This is a genomic window from Mahella sp., assembly GCF_020054945.1.
GTDB lineage: Bacteria > Bacillota > Clostridia > Mahellales > Mahellaceae > Mahella.
In genome coordinates, this window is sequence record NZ_JAIHAU010000009.1 from 19,731 (window position 1) to 37,529 (window position 17,799).

15 protein-coding genes, 1 pseudogene and 1 riboswitch are annotated in these 17,799 nt (G+C 46.5%); of the genes and pseudogenes, 14 read left to right on the forward strand and 2 right to left on the reverse strand.

All coding sequences use genetic code 11. From position 1 onward, the window contains the following. The first annotated feature begins 12 nt into the window (after positions 1–12). From JG770_RS03230 to metK, 7 genes and pseudogenes are all read left to right on the forward strand, one after another. The gene (locus JG770_RS03230; protein WP_291955141.1) at positions 13–1,698 is read left to right on the forward strand and encodes a diguanylate cyclase; all 1,686 of its coding nucleotides are present in this window, start codon (positions 13–15) and stop codon (positions 1,696–1,698) included. A 25-nt stretch (positions 1,699–1,723) separates the two neighbouring features. After that, complete coding sequence (gene hprK / locus JG770_RS03235) at positions 1,724–2,647, forward strand: HPr(Ser) kinase/phosphatase (RefSeq protein WP_363320896.1); 924 nt, start codon at positions 1,724–1,726, stop codon at positions 2,645–2,647. A 15-nt stretch (positions 2,648–2,662) separates the two neighbouring features. Continuing rightward, entirely contained in the window at positions 2,663–3,733 is a 1,071-nt protein-coding gene (locus JG770_RS03240; protein WP_291955146.1) for a bifunctional phosphoglucose/phosphomannose isomerase, read from the forward strand. Between the two features lie 33 nt (positions 3,734–3,766). Next, a pseudogene (locus JG770_RS03245) lies at positions 3,767–4,379 on the forward strand (phosphatase). Positions 4,380–4,399: 20 nt separating this feature from the next. Then, the gene (locus tag JG770_RS03250) at positions 4,400–5,359 is read left to right on the forward strand and encodes an ROK family protein (RefSeq protein WP_291955148.1); all 960 of its coding nucleotides are present in this window, start codon (positions 4,400–4,402) and stop codon (positions 5,357–5,359) included. A 16-nt stretch (positions 5,360–5,375) separates the two neighbouring features. Next, positions 5,376–6,293, forward strand: a complete 918-nt coding sequence (gene murB, locus JG770_RS03255) for a UDP-N-acetylmuramate dehydrogenase (protein WP_291955151.1) — start codon at positions 5,376–5,378, stop codon at positions 6,291–6,293. Positions 6,294–6,352: 59 nt separating this feature from the next. Continuing rightward, positions 6,353–6,457, forward strand: a riboswitch (SAM riboswitch). A 106-nt stretch (positions 6,458–6,563) separates the two neighbouring features. Further along, positions 6,564–7,757, forward strand: a complete 1,194-nt coding sequence (gene metK, locus JG770_RS03260; protein WP_291955154.1) for a methionine adenosyltransferase — start codon at positions 6,564–6,566, stop codon at positions 7,755–7,757. 1 nt (position 7,758) lies between these two features. On the opposite strand, the gene JG770_RS03265 is transcribed toward metK, so the two are convergent. After that, complete coding sequence (locus tag JG770_RS03265; RefSeq protein WP_291955158.1) at positions 7,759–8,286, reverse strand: Fe-S-containing hydro-lyase; 528 nt, start codon at positions 8,284–8,286, stop codon at positions 7,759–7,761. Positions 8,287–8,299: 13 nt separating this feature from the next. Further along, the gene (locus JG770_RS03270) at positions 8,300–9,142 is read right to left on the reverse strand and encodes a fumarate hydratase (RefSeq protein ID WP_291955161.1); all 843 of its coding nucleotides are present in this window, start codon (positions 9,140–9,142) and stop codon (positions 8,300–8,302) included. A 693-nt stretch (positions 9,143–9,835) separates the two neighbouring features. Here JG770_RS03270 and JG770_RS03275 point away from each other — a divergent pair. From JG770_RS03275 to pabB, 7 genes are all read left to right on the forward strand, one after another. Next, the gene (locus tag JG770_RS03275; protein WP_291955163.1) at positions 9,836–10,240 is read left to right on the forward strand and encodes a hypothetical protein; all 405 of its coding nucleotides are present in this window, start codon (positions 9,836–9,838) and stop codon (positions 10,238–10,240) included. Positions 10,241–10,889: 649 nt separating this feature from the next. After that, entirely contained in the window at positions 10,890–11,882 is a 993-nt protein-coding gene (locus JG770_RS03280; RefSeq protein ID WP_291955165.1) for an FtsX-like permease family protein, read from the forward strand. Position 11,883: 1 nt separating this feature from the next. Continuing rightward, the gene (locus tag JG770_RS03285; protein ID WP_291955167.1) at positions 11,884–12,606 is read left to right on the forward strand and encodes an ABC transporter ATP-binding protein; all 723 of its coding nucleotides are present in this window, start codon (positions 11,884–11,886) and stop codon (positions 12,604–12,606) included. A gap of 395 nt (positions 12,607–13,001) precedes the next feature. Next, on the forward strand, positions 13,002–13,934 hold the full coding sequence (locus JG770_RS03290) for an ABC transporter ATP-binding protein (RefSeq protein ID WP_291955170.1): 933 nt from the start codon (positions 13,002–13,004) through the stop codon (positions 13,932–13,934). 10 nt (positions 13,935–13,944) lie between these two features. Further along, positions 13,945–15,147 (forward strand): ABC transporter permease, encoded by a 1,203-nt coding sequence (locus tag JG770_RS03295; protein WP_291955172.1) that lies wholly within the window; start codon positions 13,945–13,947, stop codon positions 15,145–15,147. Positions 15,148–15,163: 16 nt separating this feature from the next. Continuing rightward, a complete protein-coding gene (locus tag JG770_RS03300; protein WP_291955175.1) occupies positions 15,164–16,363 on the forward strand; it encodes an ABC transporter permease in 1,200 nt (399 codons plus the stop codon). Next, positions 16,356–17,789, forward strand: coding sequence for an aminodeoxychorismate synthase component I (gene pabB / locus JG770_RS03305; RefSeq protein ID WP_291955177.1), 1,434 nt, complete (start codon positions 16,356–16,358; stop codon positions 17,787–17,789). Before JG770_RS03300 ends, pabB begins: the two co-directional genes overlap by 8 nt. Positions 17,790–17,799 lie beyond the last annotated feature (10 nt).

A 17,799-nucleotide genomic window follows, 5' to 3' on the forward strand; every position in this document is an offset into this window, starting at 1 on the left:
GGGGGCCGTAATGTGAATAACACAAAGGACGTACAAAAGGCGAAATTAAGCATAATAATAGCACTTATGAAGGTTATGTATACAGTCTTTACAGGCATAGCCGTTACTAGCATTTTATCTGATATTATAGCGCTGGATATACGATATGTACAGGTCCGTATAATGATCGTATTAGCCACTATGACCATTTCATGGTGGCAATGGTTTTCGACAAATAATCAGCCGCGGTTATGGGAACAGCCGCGGCTGGCCGATTGTGCGGAATTGCTGTTTTACATCGCGATTGTAACGTGGATATTATATGCCAGCCAACCCGAAACAAGCATATTTAAGTTGACGTATATTTTTATAATCATGGCCAATGCTTTCAGATTCGATATGAGATACGGCTTTATATCGGCCGGTATAGCATCGGCAAGTGTTATATTCTGCGATGTGGCCAAGCTTGAACAATCGAGGCGTTTTGCTTATTTAGAGCAGGATATGTTGTTGATAGTCAGCTTCTTTGTGTTAGCCTTCATAATGGGATATATATCGATGAGCCAAAAACAGGATTCGGAGAATATGGCTAGAATGGCCACGACGGATGAATTGACTGGTTTATATAACAATCGCGTATTCCATGAAAGCCTGCTTAAATATATCGGAGAAAGCAATGATAATAGGCGCTACGAAAATGTGTGGGTAGCGCTTTTGGATATAGCTGAATTCGGGAGATACAATGAGCTTTACGGTTATACCATAGGCAATTCCGTTTTAACTCAAGTTGGGGTTATTATATCCGAAGGAGCGAGGGATGCGCAGTTGGTGTCCAGATACGGAGACGATAAATTCGGATTGATTTTTACAAATTGCAGTTTAGGCCATATAAAAGATACAATAGCACGTATTAAAAGAGATATAGAAGATTACCCATTTTATGGCAAGGACAATATGCCCGGTGGTGTGATAACCGTATATGCAGGGATAGCAGGCTATCCTATGAACGGTTTAACCAAGGAACAAATTATAAAATCGGCTGCTGATAACATGAATGCCGCAAAGCTTATTTATAATAATATCGATCCCGTTCGTATGGTACAGATGGAAGGCATGGGCGTCATGCAGGTATTCATAAATATGTTGAATTCTCGCGATCATTATACATATGAGCACACGCAAAGGGTTATTGCTTATGCCGATATGCTTGCAAGGGCTTTGGACATGCATCAGCGGTTTATAGATGATATAAAGTGTGGTGCATATCTGCACGATATAGGTAAAATAGACCTTCCTACCGCTATATTGGTCAAAGTTCAGCCTTTATCGGATGATGAGTATGATATATTCAAGAACCATGTCATATGGGGTGCCGATATAGTCGGCTCTGTAAAGTCATTGGCGCATACAGTGCCGATTATACGGCATCATCATGAGCGCTGGGATGGCTTGGGTTACCCTGATGGCCTGCAGGGTACGGACATACCTTTGGAAGCCAGAATAGTAGCGCTTGCAAATGGTTTCGATATGATGCTCATGGGTCGATGGCCGGATGAACCTGATTGCAGAGGCGTCGCTGATGCTGTGCAATGCCTTATGCGCAACGCCGGTACATATTTTGACCCTGATTTAGTGGATATATTTATCAAGACTATACAATCTTATAATTTGCAACACCTATTTCCAAACGATGCGTTTAGTGTTACAATAGATGCGTGATATTATATAATAGAGGTGTATGAATTTGCTCTCTATCCCTATAGAAACATTGGTAGAAGATTTGCAGTTGGAGGTTTTATATAAAGACGACTGCAAATATATAAATATATCCACATCGGATGTTAATAGGCCGGGCCTTCAATTGGCGGGTTTCTTCGATTATTTTGCCTATGAACGCATACAAGTGATAGGTAGGGTAGAGATGACCTATCTGATGAGCATAGACGCTAAAACTCGAAGCGAACGTTTGAATGATTATTTCAAGTACCCTATACCATGTGTTATAGTGTCGCGCGGCATGGATATACCGACCGAGCTTATGGAAATAGCTCAGACATATAAAAGGCCATTATTTCGTACCCATAAGAGTACTACGCAGTTTATAAATCGTACCATGAATTATCTTGAAAGCGTATTAGCGCCGCAGATAACGCGTCATGGCGTGCTGGTGGATGTGTATGGCGTGGGGATACTGTTGATGGGGGACAGCGGCATAGGTAAAAGCGAAACGGCGTTGGAATTGGTTAAGCGCGGGCATAGGCTGGTGGCCGATGATGCTGTGGAGATAAGGCGTGTTACCGATAACAGGTTGATAGGAGAAGCCCCCGATCTCATAAAACATTTCATGGAGGTGCGTGGTATAGGCATTATAGATATTCGTGCCATGTATGGGGCCGGCGCCGTTATAAGTACAAAGTCAATAGACCTTGTCGTAGCTTTGGAAATATGGGATAATAATAAGGTATATGACAGGCTGGGTCTGGTAGAGGAGAGTATGGATATCCTGGATGTTACATTGCCTAAGATAACCATACCAGTAAGGCCGGGCAGAAATCTGGCTATTATAGTGGAGGTGGCTGCCATGAACTTTCGCCTTAAAAACAGCGGCTATCATGCTGCTCAAGTGCTCAATCAGCGCTTGGAGAATATTATAGAACAAAAACAATAGGGAGGACAGATAAAAATGATAAACATCGATGACGTACAAGCATTAAAACAGGCCGATCCGAGCAATATGTTGGATGCGGTATATGGTTTGCCGGAACAAATGGAGCAAGCCCTAAGCATAGCGGAAAGCATGCAGTTAAATGTCGATAAAAGCTACATAAAAAATATAATAGTAACCGGCCTGGGCGGATCAGCCATAGGAGGGGATTTGGTGCGCGTATTTGCTGCCACCAGATTGAATATACCAATGGCTGTCAATAGGGATTATGTATTGCCAAATTATGTTGGCGAGGATACACTGGTGTTTACGTCCAGCTATTCCGGCAATACCGAAGAAACGTTATCAGCTTATGATACGGCTAAAGCTAAAGGCGCTCAAATTATAGCCATAACTACCGGCGGTCAGCTGCTAAAAAGGGCTCAAGCCGACGGCTATTCGGTCATAAATATACCAGCGGGGCTTCAGCCAAGGGCTGCCATAGGGGTTTCATTTGTTCCGCTTGTTATGGCTTTAGCGAAAATAGGCTTATTGGATGAAAATGATGTAAAGCCCCAGATACTCGAAGCTATAGAATTGCTCAAAGTTATGAGAAACGAATTAAATCCGTCTAAAGCTGAAGCTGATAATTTGTCCAAGCAGTTAGCCAGAAAATTTTATAATAACCTGCCTGTTATATACGGTGTTGTAGGTACCAGCGAAGTCGTCGCTCAACGTTGGAAAGGGCAGATATGCGAGAATGCCAAAGCGCCTGCTCATTACAATGTATTTCCGGAATGGAATCACAATGAACTGGTTGGTACAGAAGTACCTGCAGATCTCTTGAAAAGGTTCCAAGTCATAATGCTCAGGGACAAAAACGATCATCCGCGCATACAAAAACGCATAGATATAACAAAAGAGATTTTGAAACAAGTGGAAGGCGGAGTTACTGAAATATGGTCCAGAGGTAACAGTGATATAGCTAGAATATTTTCGCTTATATATATAGGCGATTACGCCAGCGTATATTTGGCCTTGCTGAATGGTGTCGATCCATCGACTGTCGAGAAGATAGATTTGCTGAAAAACAAGCTGGCTCAAATGTAACTGCATGGGATGAAGGAAGAGAAGGTGTAGGATTTGAAACTGGTTTTGGATACGCATGCCCATACGGTAGCATGCGGGCATGCGTACAGCACCATAAAGATCTAATATATCCGGCGTTAGAGTATTAAAAGGTATAGAAGCTAATATCATGGATAGTGATGGCCGCCTCGATTTGCCGGATCATTTGCTCGCCGGATTGGATATAGTGATAGCCAGCCTTCATGATGTGACAATACAGCCCGGCGATGTGGAGTACAATACGCAGGCTATGATAAATGCCATGAAAAACCCATATGTAGATATAATAGCGCACCCTGGCAATCCCGTATTTGCTATCGACATAGAAAAAGTAGTAGAGGCGGCAAAGCAATACAATGTGTTGTTGGAGATCAATAATCACTCATTTACAGCGCGCAAGGGCAGCTACGATAATTGCATGAACATCGCCAGAAGGGTTAAGGCATTGAATTGGCAGGTAGCACTGGGAAGCGATGCGCATATATGCTATGATATAGGCAATTTTACAGATGCAATGGGTATAGTGACTAAAGCAGGGATGACAGAGGATAATGTCATAAACACGTCGGTGTATAAGCTGTTGAATTTCTTAAAACAAAAAGGTAAAGTTGTTGAACTTATTGATTGATGTGGAGGAAACTATAGTATATGCTCTATGTAGGTGTAGATTTAGGCGGAACGAAAATGGCTGCCGGCATAATAGACGACAGTGGGCGGATATTGGTGAGGGATACCATGCCGACGGGGCGCGAGAGGCCGTTTGAAGTTATAGCGGCCGATATGGCTAAGCTTATACTGTCGGTTATACAAAAAGGCGGTTATGCCATAGATGATATAAGCGGCATAGGTATCGGCTCACCAGGTGCCATAGATAATACTAACGGCATAGTTATATTCGCCAATAATTTCGGATGGCATGATGTGCCGTTGCGCAGTGAACTGCAAAAATATATTGATTTGCCCATTTATATGGAAAACGATGCCACTGTGGCCGGATTGGCCGAGAGCGTTTATGGCGCGGGCAAAGGCGTTAAGAATGCTATCACGCTGACGCTGGGTACCGGTCTAGGCGGTGGCATTATAATAAACGGACATATATATAGCGGAAGCCATCATGTAGGCAGCGAATTGGGGCATCTGATAGTGGAAATAAACGGCCGTCAATGTACATGCGGTAACCGGGGCTGCTGGGAGCAATATGCATCGGCTACGGCGCTTATAACGGCAGGTAAAGAAGCCGTACTTAAATATCCCGATTCGCTGATATTGAAATTTGCCGACGGGGATCCGGAAAAAATAACGGCTAAAACCATAGAGGATGCGGCCAGAGCAGGTGATGCTGTGGCTGTTGAAGTGTTCGATGAGTACGTATATTATCTTACTATGGGCATAATATCTATTATAAACGCTTTCGATCCCGAAATGATAATAATAGGGGGAGGCGTATCCGGGGCCGGCGACTTTTTGTTAAAACCTTTGACAGAAAGGGTAAAGGAGCATATATTCTATAAAGAATTGGATTTTGCTGATATAAAATTGGCCGAATTGGGCAATGATGCCGGCATAATCGGTGCGGCTATGCTGGCCACCGATAAATATTTCATTTAGCGAGGGGTTATGACTTTTGGACAAGGAACAAATATACCGCCTATTATCTACGGAGATTGATCCGGCAAATATAAAAATGGATGAGCCTATGAAGGCTCATACCTCTTTTAAGATAGGCGGGCCGGCGGATATATTTGTTACTCCGGACAAATTAAATGAGATATACGGCGTATTGAGAATATGCGGTGAGCATGGGGTGCCGTTGCTTGTTATGGGCAACGGCACTGATTTGCTTGTTTTGGACGGCGGCATACGCGGCATGGTCATGCAGATTGCTCATAAGTGGGCTAAAGTGGATATAGACAACACATTAGTGACCGTTCAAAGCGGGATACTGTTGTCCAGGCTGTGCAAGACATTGGCCAAACGTGGATTGGGCGGCATGGAATTCGCAGCGGGGATACCAGGTACATTGGGCGGCGCGTTAGTCATGAATGCCGGTGCTTACGGCGGTGAAATGAAAGATGTGGTGCAGGCCGTCCGTGCCATTGATGCAAACGGGAATGACAGATGGTTTCGATCTGAAGAATTGGAATATGGTTATCGCAGCAGCATATTTCGGAACGGGAGATATACGCTGCTTGAGGCTAAACTATGCCTTGAGCCGCGAGAACCGCGAGTGTGCATGGATAATATAAACGATTTGAATCTGAGGCGTCGAACGAAACAGCCGCTGGAATACCCGAGTGCGGGAAGCGTATTCAAAAGGCCAAGTGGTTGTTATGTAGGTCCGATGATAGAGCAAGCCGGCTTAAAAGGTATGCGCGTGGGCGATGCCCAGGTATCGGAGAAACATGCCGGCTTTATAATAAACCGCGGCAATGCTACGGCAAGGGATGTACTGGAGCTTATAAACATCGTCAGGCAGCGTATAAAAGAGCTGTTTGGCGTGGAATTGGAGTTGGAGATACAGGTAGTAGGCGATGAGAATTAGCCTATTGACGATGAAAGCCAATTATGTTACTATATTTATGAAAATTAAATACGGCAAAGCCTTTATCCAGAGAGGTGGAGGGACGGGCCCGATGAAACCCAGCAACCGACCATCAGGTCAGGTGCTAATTCCTGCAGGAGGTATTTCCTTCTGAAAGATGAGGGTATGTGATAGAATAAAACCTCTTCATTTCAGAAGAGGTTTTTTATTGCATATGTAATGTGTCAAAGGGCTTTGGCGTAGTCTAGAAAGGAAAGGACTAATAAAAGCATGAACAAAAGATTTTTTACTTCAGAGTCGGTCACTGAGGGTCATCCCGATAAAATTTGCGATCAAATAGCCGACGCCATACTGGATGATATAATGTCCAAGGACCCTATGGGCAGGGTGGCATGCGAGGTGGCCGTTACCACAGGATTGGTTTTGGTGTTGGGTGAAATATCTACCGATTGCTATGTCGATATACCTAAGATAGTGCGCAATACCATAAAAGAAATCGGATATACCAGAGCAAAGTATGGCTTTGACGGCGATACCTGTGCGGTCATAACATCCATCGATGAACAGTCGCCCGATATAGCGTTGGGCGTAAACCAGGCATTGGAGATAAAGAAAGGCCTTTCAACAGAAGAGTATGAAACTATAGGGGCAGGCGACCAGGGTATGATGTTCGGCTTTGCCTGTGATGAAACCCCTGAGCTTATGCCTATGCCCATAGCACTGGCTCATGAGCTGACCCGCCGGTTAGCGTATGTGCGCAAAAACGATATACTGCCATATATAAGACCTGACGGTAAGTCACAGGTAACTGTTGAGTACCAAGATGATAAACCGGTAAGGGTGGATACGGTGGTTATATCCACGCAGCACGGACCGGAAGTCGATCATGATACAATAGAAAGGGATATAATAGAACATGTCATAAAGGCTGTTATACCGGCCGATTTGCTTGACGATAACACGAAGTATTATATAAATCCCACAGGTCGGTTTGTGGTAGGCGGCCCGCAGGGAGACTCCGGTTTGACCGGCCGAAAGATAATAGTAGATACTTACGGTGGATACGGTAGGCATGGAGGCGGTTCATTTTCAGGTAAAGATCCCACTAAAGTGGATCGATCGGCCAATTATGCGGCGCGATATGTGGCCAAGAATATAGTAGCCGCCGGTTTAGCCAAAAAATGCGAGGTACAATTGGCTTATGCCATAGGTGTGGCTCATCCGGTGTCAGTATTGGTGGATACGTTCGGTACAGGCAAAGTAGCAGATGACATCCTGGTAGATTTGGTCAAGCGCAACTTTGATCTAAGGCCGGCCGCTATTATAAAGAATCTTGACCTACGGCGTCCGATATACAGGCAGGTAGCGGCATATGGGCATTTCGGCCGTCCCGATTTGGACCTGCCATGGGAGAAAACCGATAAAGCAGATATATTGCTTGAACAAGCAAAATCAATGGTATAGCTCAGGAATATAGGCTGCTGCCGCGACAGTCTATGGCGACTATGAGCGGCAAATCTTCTACAACAAGCCGATATATGGCCTCGGGTCCAAGATCCTCAAAGGCCACTATGTCGGCTTTCTTTATGCAGCTTGCTATTAAAGCTCCGGCACCACCTGTGGCGGCCAGATAAACCGCTTTATATTCTACCATGGCATCTATTACGGCGCGGCTTCTGGGGCCCTTGCCTATCATGGCGTTTAACCCGCGCGCCAGCAACGGCGGTGTATATACGTCGACGCGGCTGCTGGTTGTAGGGCCTGCGGAACCGATGACCTGACCGGGCTTGGGCGGACACGGTCCGGCATAGTATATGGTTTGACCGGCTATATCAAAAGGCAAAGGGATATTCTGATTCAGCAGCTGTATCATACGCTTGTGAGCTGCATCGCGGGCCGTATAAATTATACCGGTCATTTTGACCATGTCGCCGGCGTTAAGCTCATCTATAGCGGTTTTTGACAACGGGCTCATTATACTTTTAATTTCCATATTTTCAATTCTCCTATAAAACAGCGGTTTTATGTCTGGAAGCATGGCATTGCATATTTATAGCTACCGGCAGTCCTGCTATATGCGTGGCGAATGTTTCTATGTGAACGGCCAGAGCTGTAACCGTTCCGCCTAGCCCCTGCGGACCGATGCCAAGGGCATTGATGCTATGGAGCAATTCCTGCTCCAGCGAGGCTACGGATTCATCCGGATTGTGTCGGCCGGCCTCCCTTAATAAGGCTTTTTTGGCTATATATGCAGCCTTTTCCATAGTGCCGCCTATACCTATACCGAGTATAACCGGCGGACATGGATTGCCGCCGGCCGCTTTTACCGTATCCAGCACGAACGCCTTTATACCGTCTATGCCGTCGGCGGGTTTCAGCATCTTAAGAGCGCTCATATTCTCGCTGCCGAATCCCTTGGGGGCGACGGTAATGGATAAAGACGAACCGGGTACTATTTCAATATGTATTATGGCCGGCGTATTGTCGCCGGTGTTCACGCGTTCAAGAGGATCTTTCACCACGGAGTTTCGCAGATAGCCTTTCCGATAACCGCGTCTTACCCCTTCGTTTATGGCGTCGATTATATAGCTGCCGGTTATATGCACGTCCTGGCCTATTTCCACAAAAACCACCGCCATACCGGTATCCTGGCATATAGGCATTTGCTGCTCGCGGGCTAGTTTTATATTATCGATTAGCTGGTTCAATATATATTGGGCTCGCGGCAACGATTCTTTTTCAGCAGCATCCGATATAAGCTGCTCGACATCATGGCCGAGATCGCAGGCAGCATCTATGCACAGGCTTTCAACCACATCGGTTATAGTTCTAGCATCTATTTCTCTCATAACAATACCACCTTTTGGCATACTCTTTGTTACTGCTGCTTACTGTGCACCCATCTTATGGGCTTGATAACACATGAACCGTAAAGCTTGGAAGCTGAGCAGTAAACAATTATAATACATTTTACCATAGATGGACTTAAAATGATATGCTTATGCTATGTCCAAGGGCTAAGATGATGTTTGTTTTTTCTCATCGGGATGTTATACCGCCCCCGAATAAAAGGCTAACAAAAAGACGCAGTCTTATCTGACCTGTGATAAGCGCTATTTGAGGGTTAAATAACAATGTTTCCAGCGATGTCTTGTTTGCAATAAAGCAGGTTACTACTCTAAAATGCTGTAGTGTGGTTAGCTTTGTTTTTGACAGAGAGTTTGACTAATCGCAAGCAATTGTGCATGCTGCTCAGTTAACGCACATTTAACGCTGACTTAATATGGATTTAACATTATTGATTTATACTATCCTAGTATGAACATACATTATTTCCATTGACGGTTGCTGGTTATTGTTGCCATATTTCGACCGAGATTTCACGCTTAGGTTATTTATGCACAAATGCCATGGTGACAGGACGTAGCTGCAGGGTATCATGATTACGATAGGGCATTTAGATAAGAAGATAACTCGATTAGTTAAAGGTTCACAAAAACACAAGAAAGTGTAATAAAAAGAAATGGGGGGTAATTTTTGAAATGGGGAAATATCGGAATAAGGGCATAGCGCTTATACTAGTGCTGCTTATGGTGTTAAGCTTTATGTCCATAGGTCAAGATAATGTGGCAAGGGCTGTGGACGATGATAGCAAAAAGGTCATCATCAACGAATTTGGCCAAGGTACTAGCGGTAAAAATTTCGAATGGGTGGAGCTTTTGGTAGTGCAGGATGTGGACATGAGAAAGTGGGATCTTGGCGATACAACCCCAGGGGTTCTTAGCTTTTCAGACGACGCGTTTTGGTCTGATGTAAAAGCCGGTACCATAATAGTCATAGACAACAATGTAGACGGTAAGACCAGGGTGACAATACTTGGCGGGACCGGCGTGTTAGGCAGCAGCATAGAGGATTATGCGATGACTAAGCTTGATGCGGCTAAGTGAGTTAATTAGAGCAGAGAGAGGACGGTCCAAAGAAACGTTCGATTAGAGATTGATAAAAAACTTGAGTGAACAGTTTCAAACAAGGCAAAAAAGACCAGTTACATCAAAGCATAATGCTTGGTGTGGCTGGTCTTTTTTAATTTCAATACTTCGGGCAATAGGCGTTTGGGACAACCTCATTGGCAGTAAAAAGATAAAGAAAATTTTCAAAAAAAGAAGGAATTATAAAATAAATGTAGAATATATAACTATAAGAGGACATGCTGCTGGAAATTTTGTTGGTTTGCTTCTATAAATCAAAATGATAGGAGGTGTACCGGTTCAGTGCTAGATTGGTCTTTCGGGAAATGTTGTTCTTAAAGAGGATGGTAAAGCATTTACCATATAAACATGTAAGATTACATGTGGCTTTTCAGGGAAAGTGTCTTGCATCATCTCCTAGTTGACGATATAATATAGCTAAACAGTATAAGGTAACGAAGGGAGAATATACATGAAACCGCTTTCGATATGGAAGTATTATGCCAATAATAAAAAATGATTCTTTTCTGTGTTTATCACTATATTCCTTGCGGTGTTCCTTTTGTACACTATGCATATGCTGGTCAGTTCCTTGTCCTATTCCCTCTACGCATCGTGGAGCAGGCCTATGGAGCATTTTTCATTGGTGCTGCCGGTCTCGGAAGAGAGGCCTTTGGAGCAAAAGGTGCAAGACGGCATAAAAGGGCATGCGGCGGTGGATAGCGTCATACCGATGGTATTGCAGGGAACCGATATCACCAATACATTCGGCGGCAGCAGCACCACGATGGCATTGGCCGTAAAGGGCAACGACCGGGAAAGCATCATGTCCGAGCTGGGGCTGACGTTAAAGGACGGCAAGCTGCCGGCTGCCGGTACAAAGGAGATCGCCGTGCATTGGCGCATCGCAACCAACAAGGGGTGGAAGATCGGCGATAAAATAGGCAGCTATGTGGATAAAGGCGAACGGCTGCCCGGCCAATACACCGTAGTGGGTTTACTGGACGGCCCGTCAATGATTTCATTCATCTCTTTGGAAACCTATGCCGCCGAGCACAATCTGACCGATCAGGATCTGTACAAGACGGGTATGCTCGTGCTGCCCAAAAGCGAGGCTTTAGAATCCATGAACCGGTATCTTGCCGATATCCCATCCTATGACGCCAAAGTCATGTCCTATGATACAGAGATGGCCGATGTAAACGAGATATTGGACAGCATAAACACCACCATGATGATAATCGAGGGGATGCTTATCGTAGTATTGTCCATATCGGTGGGCTTATTGTCATATATATACTTCTACCAGCGTCACAATGAATTCGGTTTGCTGTATGCCATGGGCTATACCCGCGGTCAGGTTATAAACAGGGCTGTGAGCGAGATCAGCGGTATGAACATAGCCGGATTTACCATAGGCATATTGCTGGCGTTATTGGGCGGCCTGCTTCTGAATGAGTTTGTATACATACCCCAAGGGCAGCCTTTGGAACTGTGGAATTGGGGATATGTGCTGCGGACATTTTCCATACCGCTGTTCGTGATGCTTTTCAGCATTTTTCCGGTATGGAGGATGCTGAGCAGGTTGGATCCCATATCTATAATCGAGGGGGTAGAGTAGCATGTTATTGGAAGGCAAAGGGCTAACCATGGTATATGATCGGGGCAAAGAATTGGAGACCTATGCTCTAAGGGATGTAAACATAGCGCTGGACATAAACCAGATGATCGGCGTGATGGGGCCGTCGGGCAGCGGCAAAAGCTCCCTATTGTATGTCCTATCGGGTTTAAAGAAACCCACCGCCGGCACGGTGGTTTATAAAGGCATGGATCTGGATGCCATGTCTGCCGTCGAGAGAGCGCGGCTTCGGAAGAAGGAGTTCGGCTTCATTTTCCAGAGGCATTTCCTTATTGACTACATGACCGCATTGGACAATGTGCTGGTGGGCATAAACGACGCCAGCGCCGCCGGTAAAAATAAAGCGCTGCTGCTGATGGATAGATTGGGCATGAAGCATGTGGCTTACAAAAAGCCTTTCCAATTGTCAGGCGGGCAGAGGCAGAGGATAGCCATAGCCAGGGCACTCATAAACGATCCCGCCGTTATATTCGCCGATGAACCTACGGCATCGTTGGATCATGCCAATGCTCAAGAGGTCATGGCGGTACTTGAGGAGATAAAAGCCAAAACCAGCGTATTGGTGGTAACCCACGATGCCTCTATATTGAAGAATGCCGATAGCGTCATAGAGCGGTGGGATGGCAGAATAAAAGCCGAGCAGCCGGAAAAGCCGGTTGTTGCCTTATCCAAAGAACGCCATAGGGCGTCGGCCGGATCAGAATAGAGGTGCTGACGATGTGAGTGTGCTTTTCATGTGCCTTCATCACAGTTCTTTGAAGTAATCCGTGATTTATATACTGAGCTAATTGCGGTTGCTCCTATCTATGCGCTAGCATAGGCGGTGGGAGCGTGTTCACTGCTTTCGATAATAAGTTATAGGGGAATATTATGAGGAAGCAATCAAAGCTAAGAAAGCCGTCTATTAAGCCCCTAACGAGATCGGATAACATATCTTAACTATGATAACATGTAAATAAATGCTAGGGATACATATAATTATGTCACAAGAACAATATAAAATAAAACGATTGCTGCCGAGCGCATACTCATAAATTCGTTATATCCGGGCGGAGAGAACGTTGCCTTGATTATAAAAAAATGAGTGGAAAGGAAGGGAAAATGTTTCTTCAAACAAAGGATCTGGTCAAATCATTCGGCGACAAGGTTGTAGTGGACCATGTAAACCTGGAGGTTAAAGAAGGCGAGGTATTCGGCCTTCTGGGGCCCAATGGGGCGGGTAAAACGACTACTATATCCATGATATGCGGTCTGTTGAAACCCGACGGCGGCGACATTCTCTTCGAAGGCAAGAGTGCGGTGAAGGACAGCATGTTTCTGAAGCGTGTCATGGGTGTGGTGCCCCAGGACATCGCCTTGTATCCTATGCTGACCGCCAACGAAAACCTTTATTTCTGGGGGCGCATGTACGGCCTTTCGGGCAGGGAGCTGGATCAAAGGGTGAAAGAGGTGCTGGATATCATGGGCTTATCCGACAGGGCCAAGGAACGGATAGATAAATATTCAGGAGGCATGAAGCGCCGCATCAATATAGCCGCGGCGCTTATGCACAGGCCGAGGCTTTTGATCATGGATGAGCCTACGGTGGGCATAGACCCTCAATCCCGCAATCATATACTGGAATCGGTGAAACAATTCAACCAGCAAGGGATGACCATAATATATACAAGCCATTATATGGAGGAAGTAGAGTATCTATGCCATAGGGTGGCCATCATGGATTACGGCAAGGTCATCGCCCTAGGCACCAAGGATGAGCTCAAAGCCATGGTAGGCGACGCCGATAAGGTTATAATGGAGACGGGTTTGATTTTCGACGATATAAAGCAGCGGTTATCGGCCTTTGATTACGTCGAAAATATTATGGTTACCGATAACACTGTAGATATATTGGTGCATGATGCCAAGACCCACCTGCCCGATCTCATCTCGGCCGTGATCGGTGCCGGTGGTGATATAGCCTCGATAAAGGTTGAAGAGCCTAATCTCGAGGGGGTTTTCCTGCATTTGACAGGACGTCAGTTGAGGGATTGAGGTGATATTTATGAGAGCAATACATATGCTATTGAAGGATATACGCATATATACCAGGGATTGGATAGCGCTGCTTATAAACCTGGTCATGCCCATAGCGCTGGTGGGCATATTGGGGCTTTCCTTTAGTTCATCGTTTGCAGAACTCGGGGCAAGTATAAGCAAATTTCCCGTAGCCGTAGTGGACTATGACAAAGGCGAGATGGCCAGGAAATTGGTGGATGATGTGCTCAAAAAGGATTTGGCCGATATAGTGGACGTGGAGGAGGTTTCGGAAGATGAGGCCGTGGCAGCGGTTAAAGGCGAAACCCCTGCGGCCATAATCATACCCGAGGGTTTTACGAAAAATATTAATGAGGGGAAAGCCACCGAACTTCGTGTAATAGCCAATCCTCATCTAAATATAAGCGGAGGCATAGTGCAGCAAGCGGTCGAAAGCTATACCGTCGCCATATCTTCGATAACCTCGGCCACCGATGCAATAATGAAGATGGTGAGCAAAGAGGGAATAGCCGTAAATCCTCAGGAGATAGCAGCACAGACCGCGGAGAGGCTGGCTGGGGTACAAGGCAAGAACGTAAACGCCATAGCCTTCAGCCAGCAAACAGGGGGAAAGAAGACCCCCACATCGATGCAATACTATGCCGCCGCCATGCTGGCCATGTTCTCTATGTTCATGGCCGCCACCGGCATCACTTCCATGCTGCAGGAAAGGGAGAATTATACCCTAAAGCGCATGTACGGCGCAGGTATCCCAAAATGGGAGATAATGAGTACCAAATTGGCGGGCACATGGCTCAGCGCCTTTATCGAGGCCTTGATACTGATGGCGTTTACGGCGTATGTCTTTGGGGTCGACTGGGGCGATAATATACCGGCTGTGCTGGGGGTAGCCGCGGCTACGGTATTTGCGGCGACCGGCGTAGCCATGATAATAGCCGCCATAACGCGCACGTCCAAGGCCGCCGGTGGGCTGGCTCCTGCCGTCATAAACATTATGAGCGCCATAGGGGGCAGCATGTTCCCCATATATGCATTTTCAGGCTTTATGCTCACCGCCAGCAAGGGCACCATAAATTACTGGTCATTGCAAGGCTTTTTAAGCCTTATGAGCCAAGATGCCATATCGGCCATATACCTTCCTATCGCTGTGCTGGCCGCCATAGGGGTCGCCGGGTTGGCTATAGGCATACTGACGCTGCGATTGGACTAGAAAGGAGGAGCTGAACGTGTTTACAGGACTAAAGATTGTTGAGATAATGAGATTGATGTTGCTTCAGGCGTGGAAGGACAAGAGCAGCCTGATATGGATGATAGCGGTGCCCATAGCCTTAAGCTTTATCTTCGGCTCGCTTATGTCGGGGCAAGGCGGCGATGAACCGCCAAGGGACGATATAACCATATTGGTGGCCGATCAGGATGGCTCAACCCTTTCCAAGAGCATAATCGAGGGGATAGATGGTCATGAGCGCTATGTGGTGAAGCCGGTGGATGAGGATACATTGCGCGCCGGAATAAAAAAGAGGGATTACAATGTGGGCGTTATACTGCCTCAAGGCTTTGAGGCGTCGTTAACCACCGATCAGCCGAAAAAAGCCAATGTGGTGGCTTTGGAGATGTCCAACATTAGCATGAGCGTCATGAAAATAGCGGTCACCCGCACACAACAGCATATCACGGCGGTTGAGGCATCCGCCATAGCCGGGGAATATACCGGCAATGAGGACGCAGAGCATCAGGTGTTTGACGATATGAAAGAGCGTTTTGAGGCCGACCCTCCCGTTCAAGTAAAATATACTACCGTGGGCTTGGAGGAGACAAAAACCGATGAAGCGCTGATGGGCATTAACCGCACATTTTCCGGATTTCTCGTCATGTTCGTCATGTTCACGCTGACCTATGCCGCCGCCGATATATTGGATGAGAAGAAGTATCGTACATGGGACAGGTTGCTGACGACGCCCACAGGCAAGGTTTCCATCATGGCGGGGAAACTGGCCGGGGCATACGCCGTAGGGGCGGTTCAGTTGGCCGTATTGCTGGGCTTTGGGGTGCTGCTTCTGGGGGTAGAGCTTCAAGGCAATGTAGCGGGAGCACTTTTGGTCATCGCCGTTTTTATGCTGGCTGTTACCGGTATAGGGCTGTTTTTATCCACCGTGGTTAAAACCTCCGCTCAATTGCAGGGAATGGGGGCGTTTATCATCATAGCCACCAGCATGCTGGCCGGCAGCTTTTATCCCGTGGAGGTGATCTCTCCAGCCATGCACACCGTCGCAAAATTTATGCCCCAATATTGGGCTATACGGGGCTTTACCGATGCCACGGTTTTAAATGTCTCGTTGGCGGCGTTAGGGCCTTCCATAGGCATATTGCTGGCCTTTGCCGGGGTATTCTTCGCTCTGGGGTTAGTGAGGTTGCGCTATGAATAGCGTTTATATAAAAGAAATCGGCACGTCTCTTTCGGCCTTTGAGATCTATAAGCTATTCCGCCATGAAAGGCATAGTTTTTTCTTGGACAGCGGTATGGATCCCAACAGGCTTGGACGATATTCCTTCATAGGCTTTGAGCCTTTCATGAGCATAAGCACGAAAAATAGCAATGTAAGCATATGGAATAATGGCAGGCACATGCATTATATGGACAATCCTTTCAACATATTGAAGGATGCCTTAAAGGAATACTCCGTAGAGAACTGTACAGATCTTCCGTTTATAGGCGGAGCAGTGGGTTTTTTGGCCTACGACCTGTGCCACCATATAGAGCGGCTGCCCCGCAACGCTGTGGATGATCTGGAGCTGCCCGATATGATCTTTGGCTTATATGACGGCATAATCGCCGTCGATCATTTAAAAAACAAGGTCTATGCCGTATCGGCGGGTTTGCCCGAGCATGATTCGGAAATAGCCCGCATGAGGGTGCGGCATATGGAGCGGCGCATAATAGATGGCATGCCAGCGCCTACTGACCGTCTCGACGAGCCTTATGCAAACAATGCCGTAGAGCCGGTATCCAATTTTACGCACGCCGATTATTGCAAGGCCATAGAGAAGGCGCGGGAGTACATACGCTGCGGCGACATATATCAGATGAACATGACCCAGCGGTTTACAACACTTATAGACCGGCATCCGCTGAATATATACGAATACCTACGCAGTATAAACCCCGCGCCTTTTGCCGCTTATCTGGATTACGGCGATATGAAGATATTATGCAGCTCTCCCGAGCGCTTTTTGCAGATAAGACATGGGCAAGTGGAGACCCGTCCCATAAAAGGCACTGTGCCCAGGGGCAAGGATGAGCATGAGGATGAGCTGAATCGCCGGAGGTTGTATAACAGCATAAAGGATCGGGCTGAGAACGTCATGATAGTGGATCTATTACGCAATGATTTGGGCAAAGTGTGCCGTTTCGGCAGCGTAAGGGTACCGGAATTATTCCGCGTAGAAACCTATGCCACGGTACATCATCTTGTATCCACGGTAATCGGCGAACTAAAGCCGGGATGCGATGCCGTGGATTGTGTTATGGCTACCTTCCCGGGAGGTTCTATTACCGGAGCGCCCAAGGTGAGGGCTATGGAGATCATCGATGAGCTGGAGCCCACCTGCCGCCACGTATATACCGGCTCTATCGGATACATCGGTTTCGATGGGGACATGGATATGAACATCGTCATACGCACCATATTGATAAAGGGTCAGCGGGCATATTATCAAGTAGGCGGCGGTATAGTATGGGATTCGGTTCCAGAGAATGAGTATCAAGAAACATTGGACAAAGGCTTGGCGTTGAAACGGGCATTGCTCCACGGCAGGGATGAATTGGCAGCGGCCAAAGCCATTTTAAGATAGGAGCGTTGTA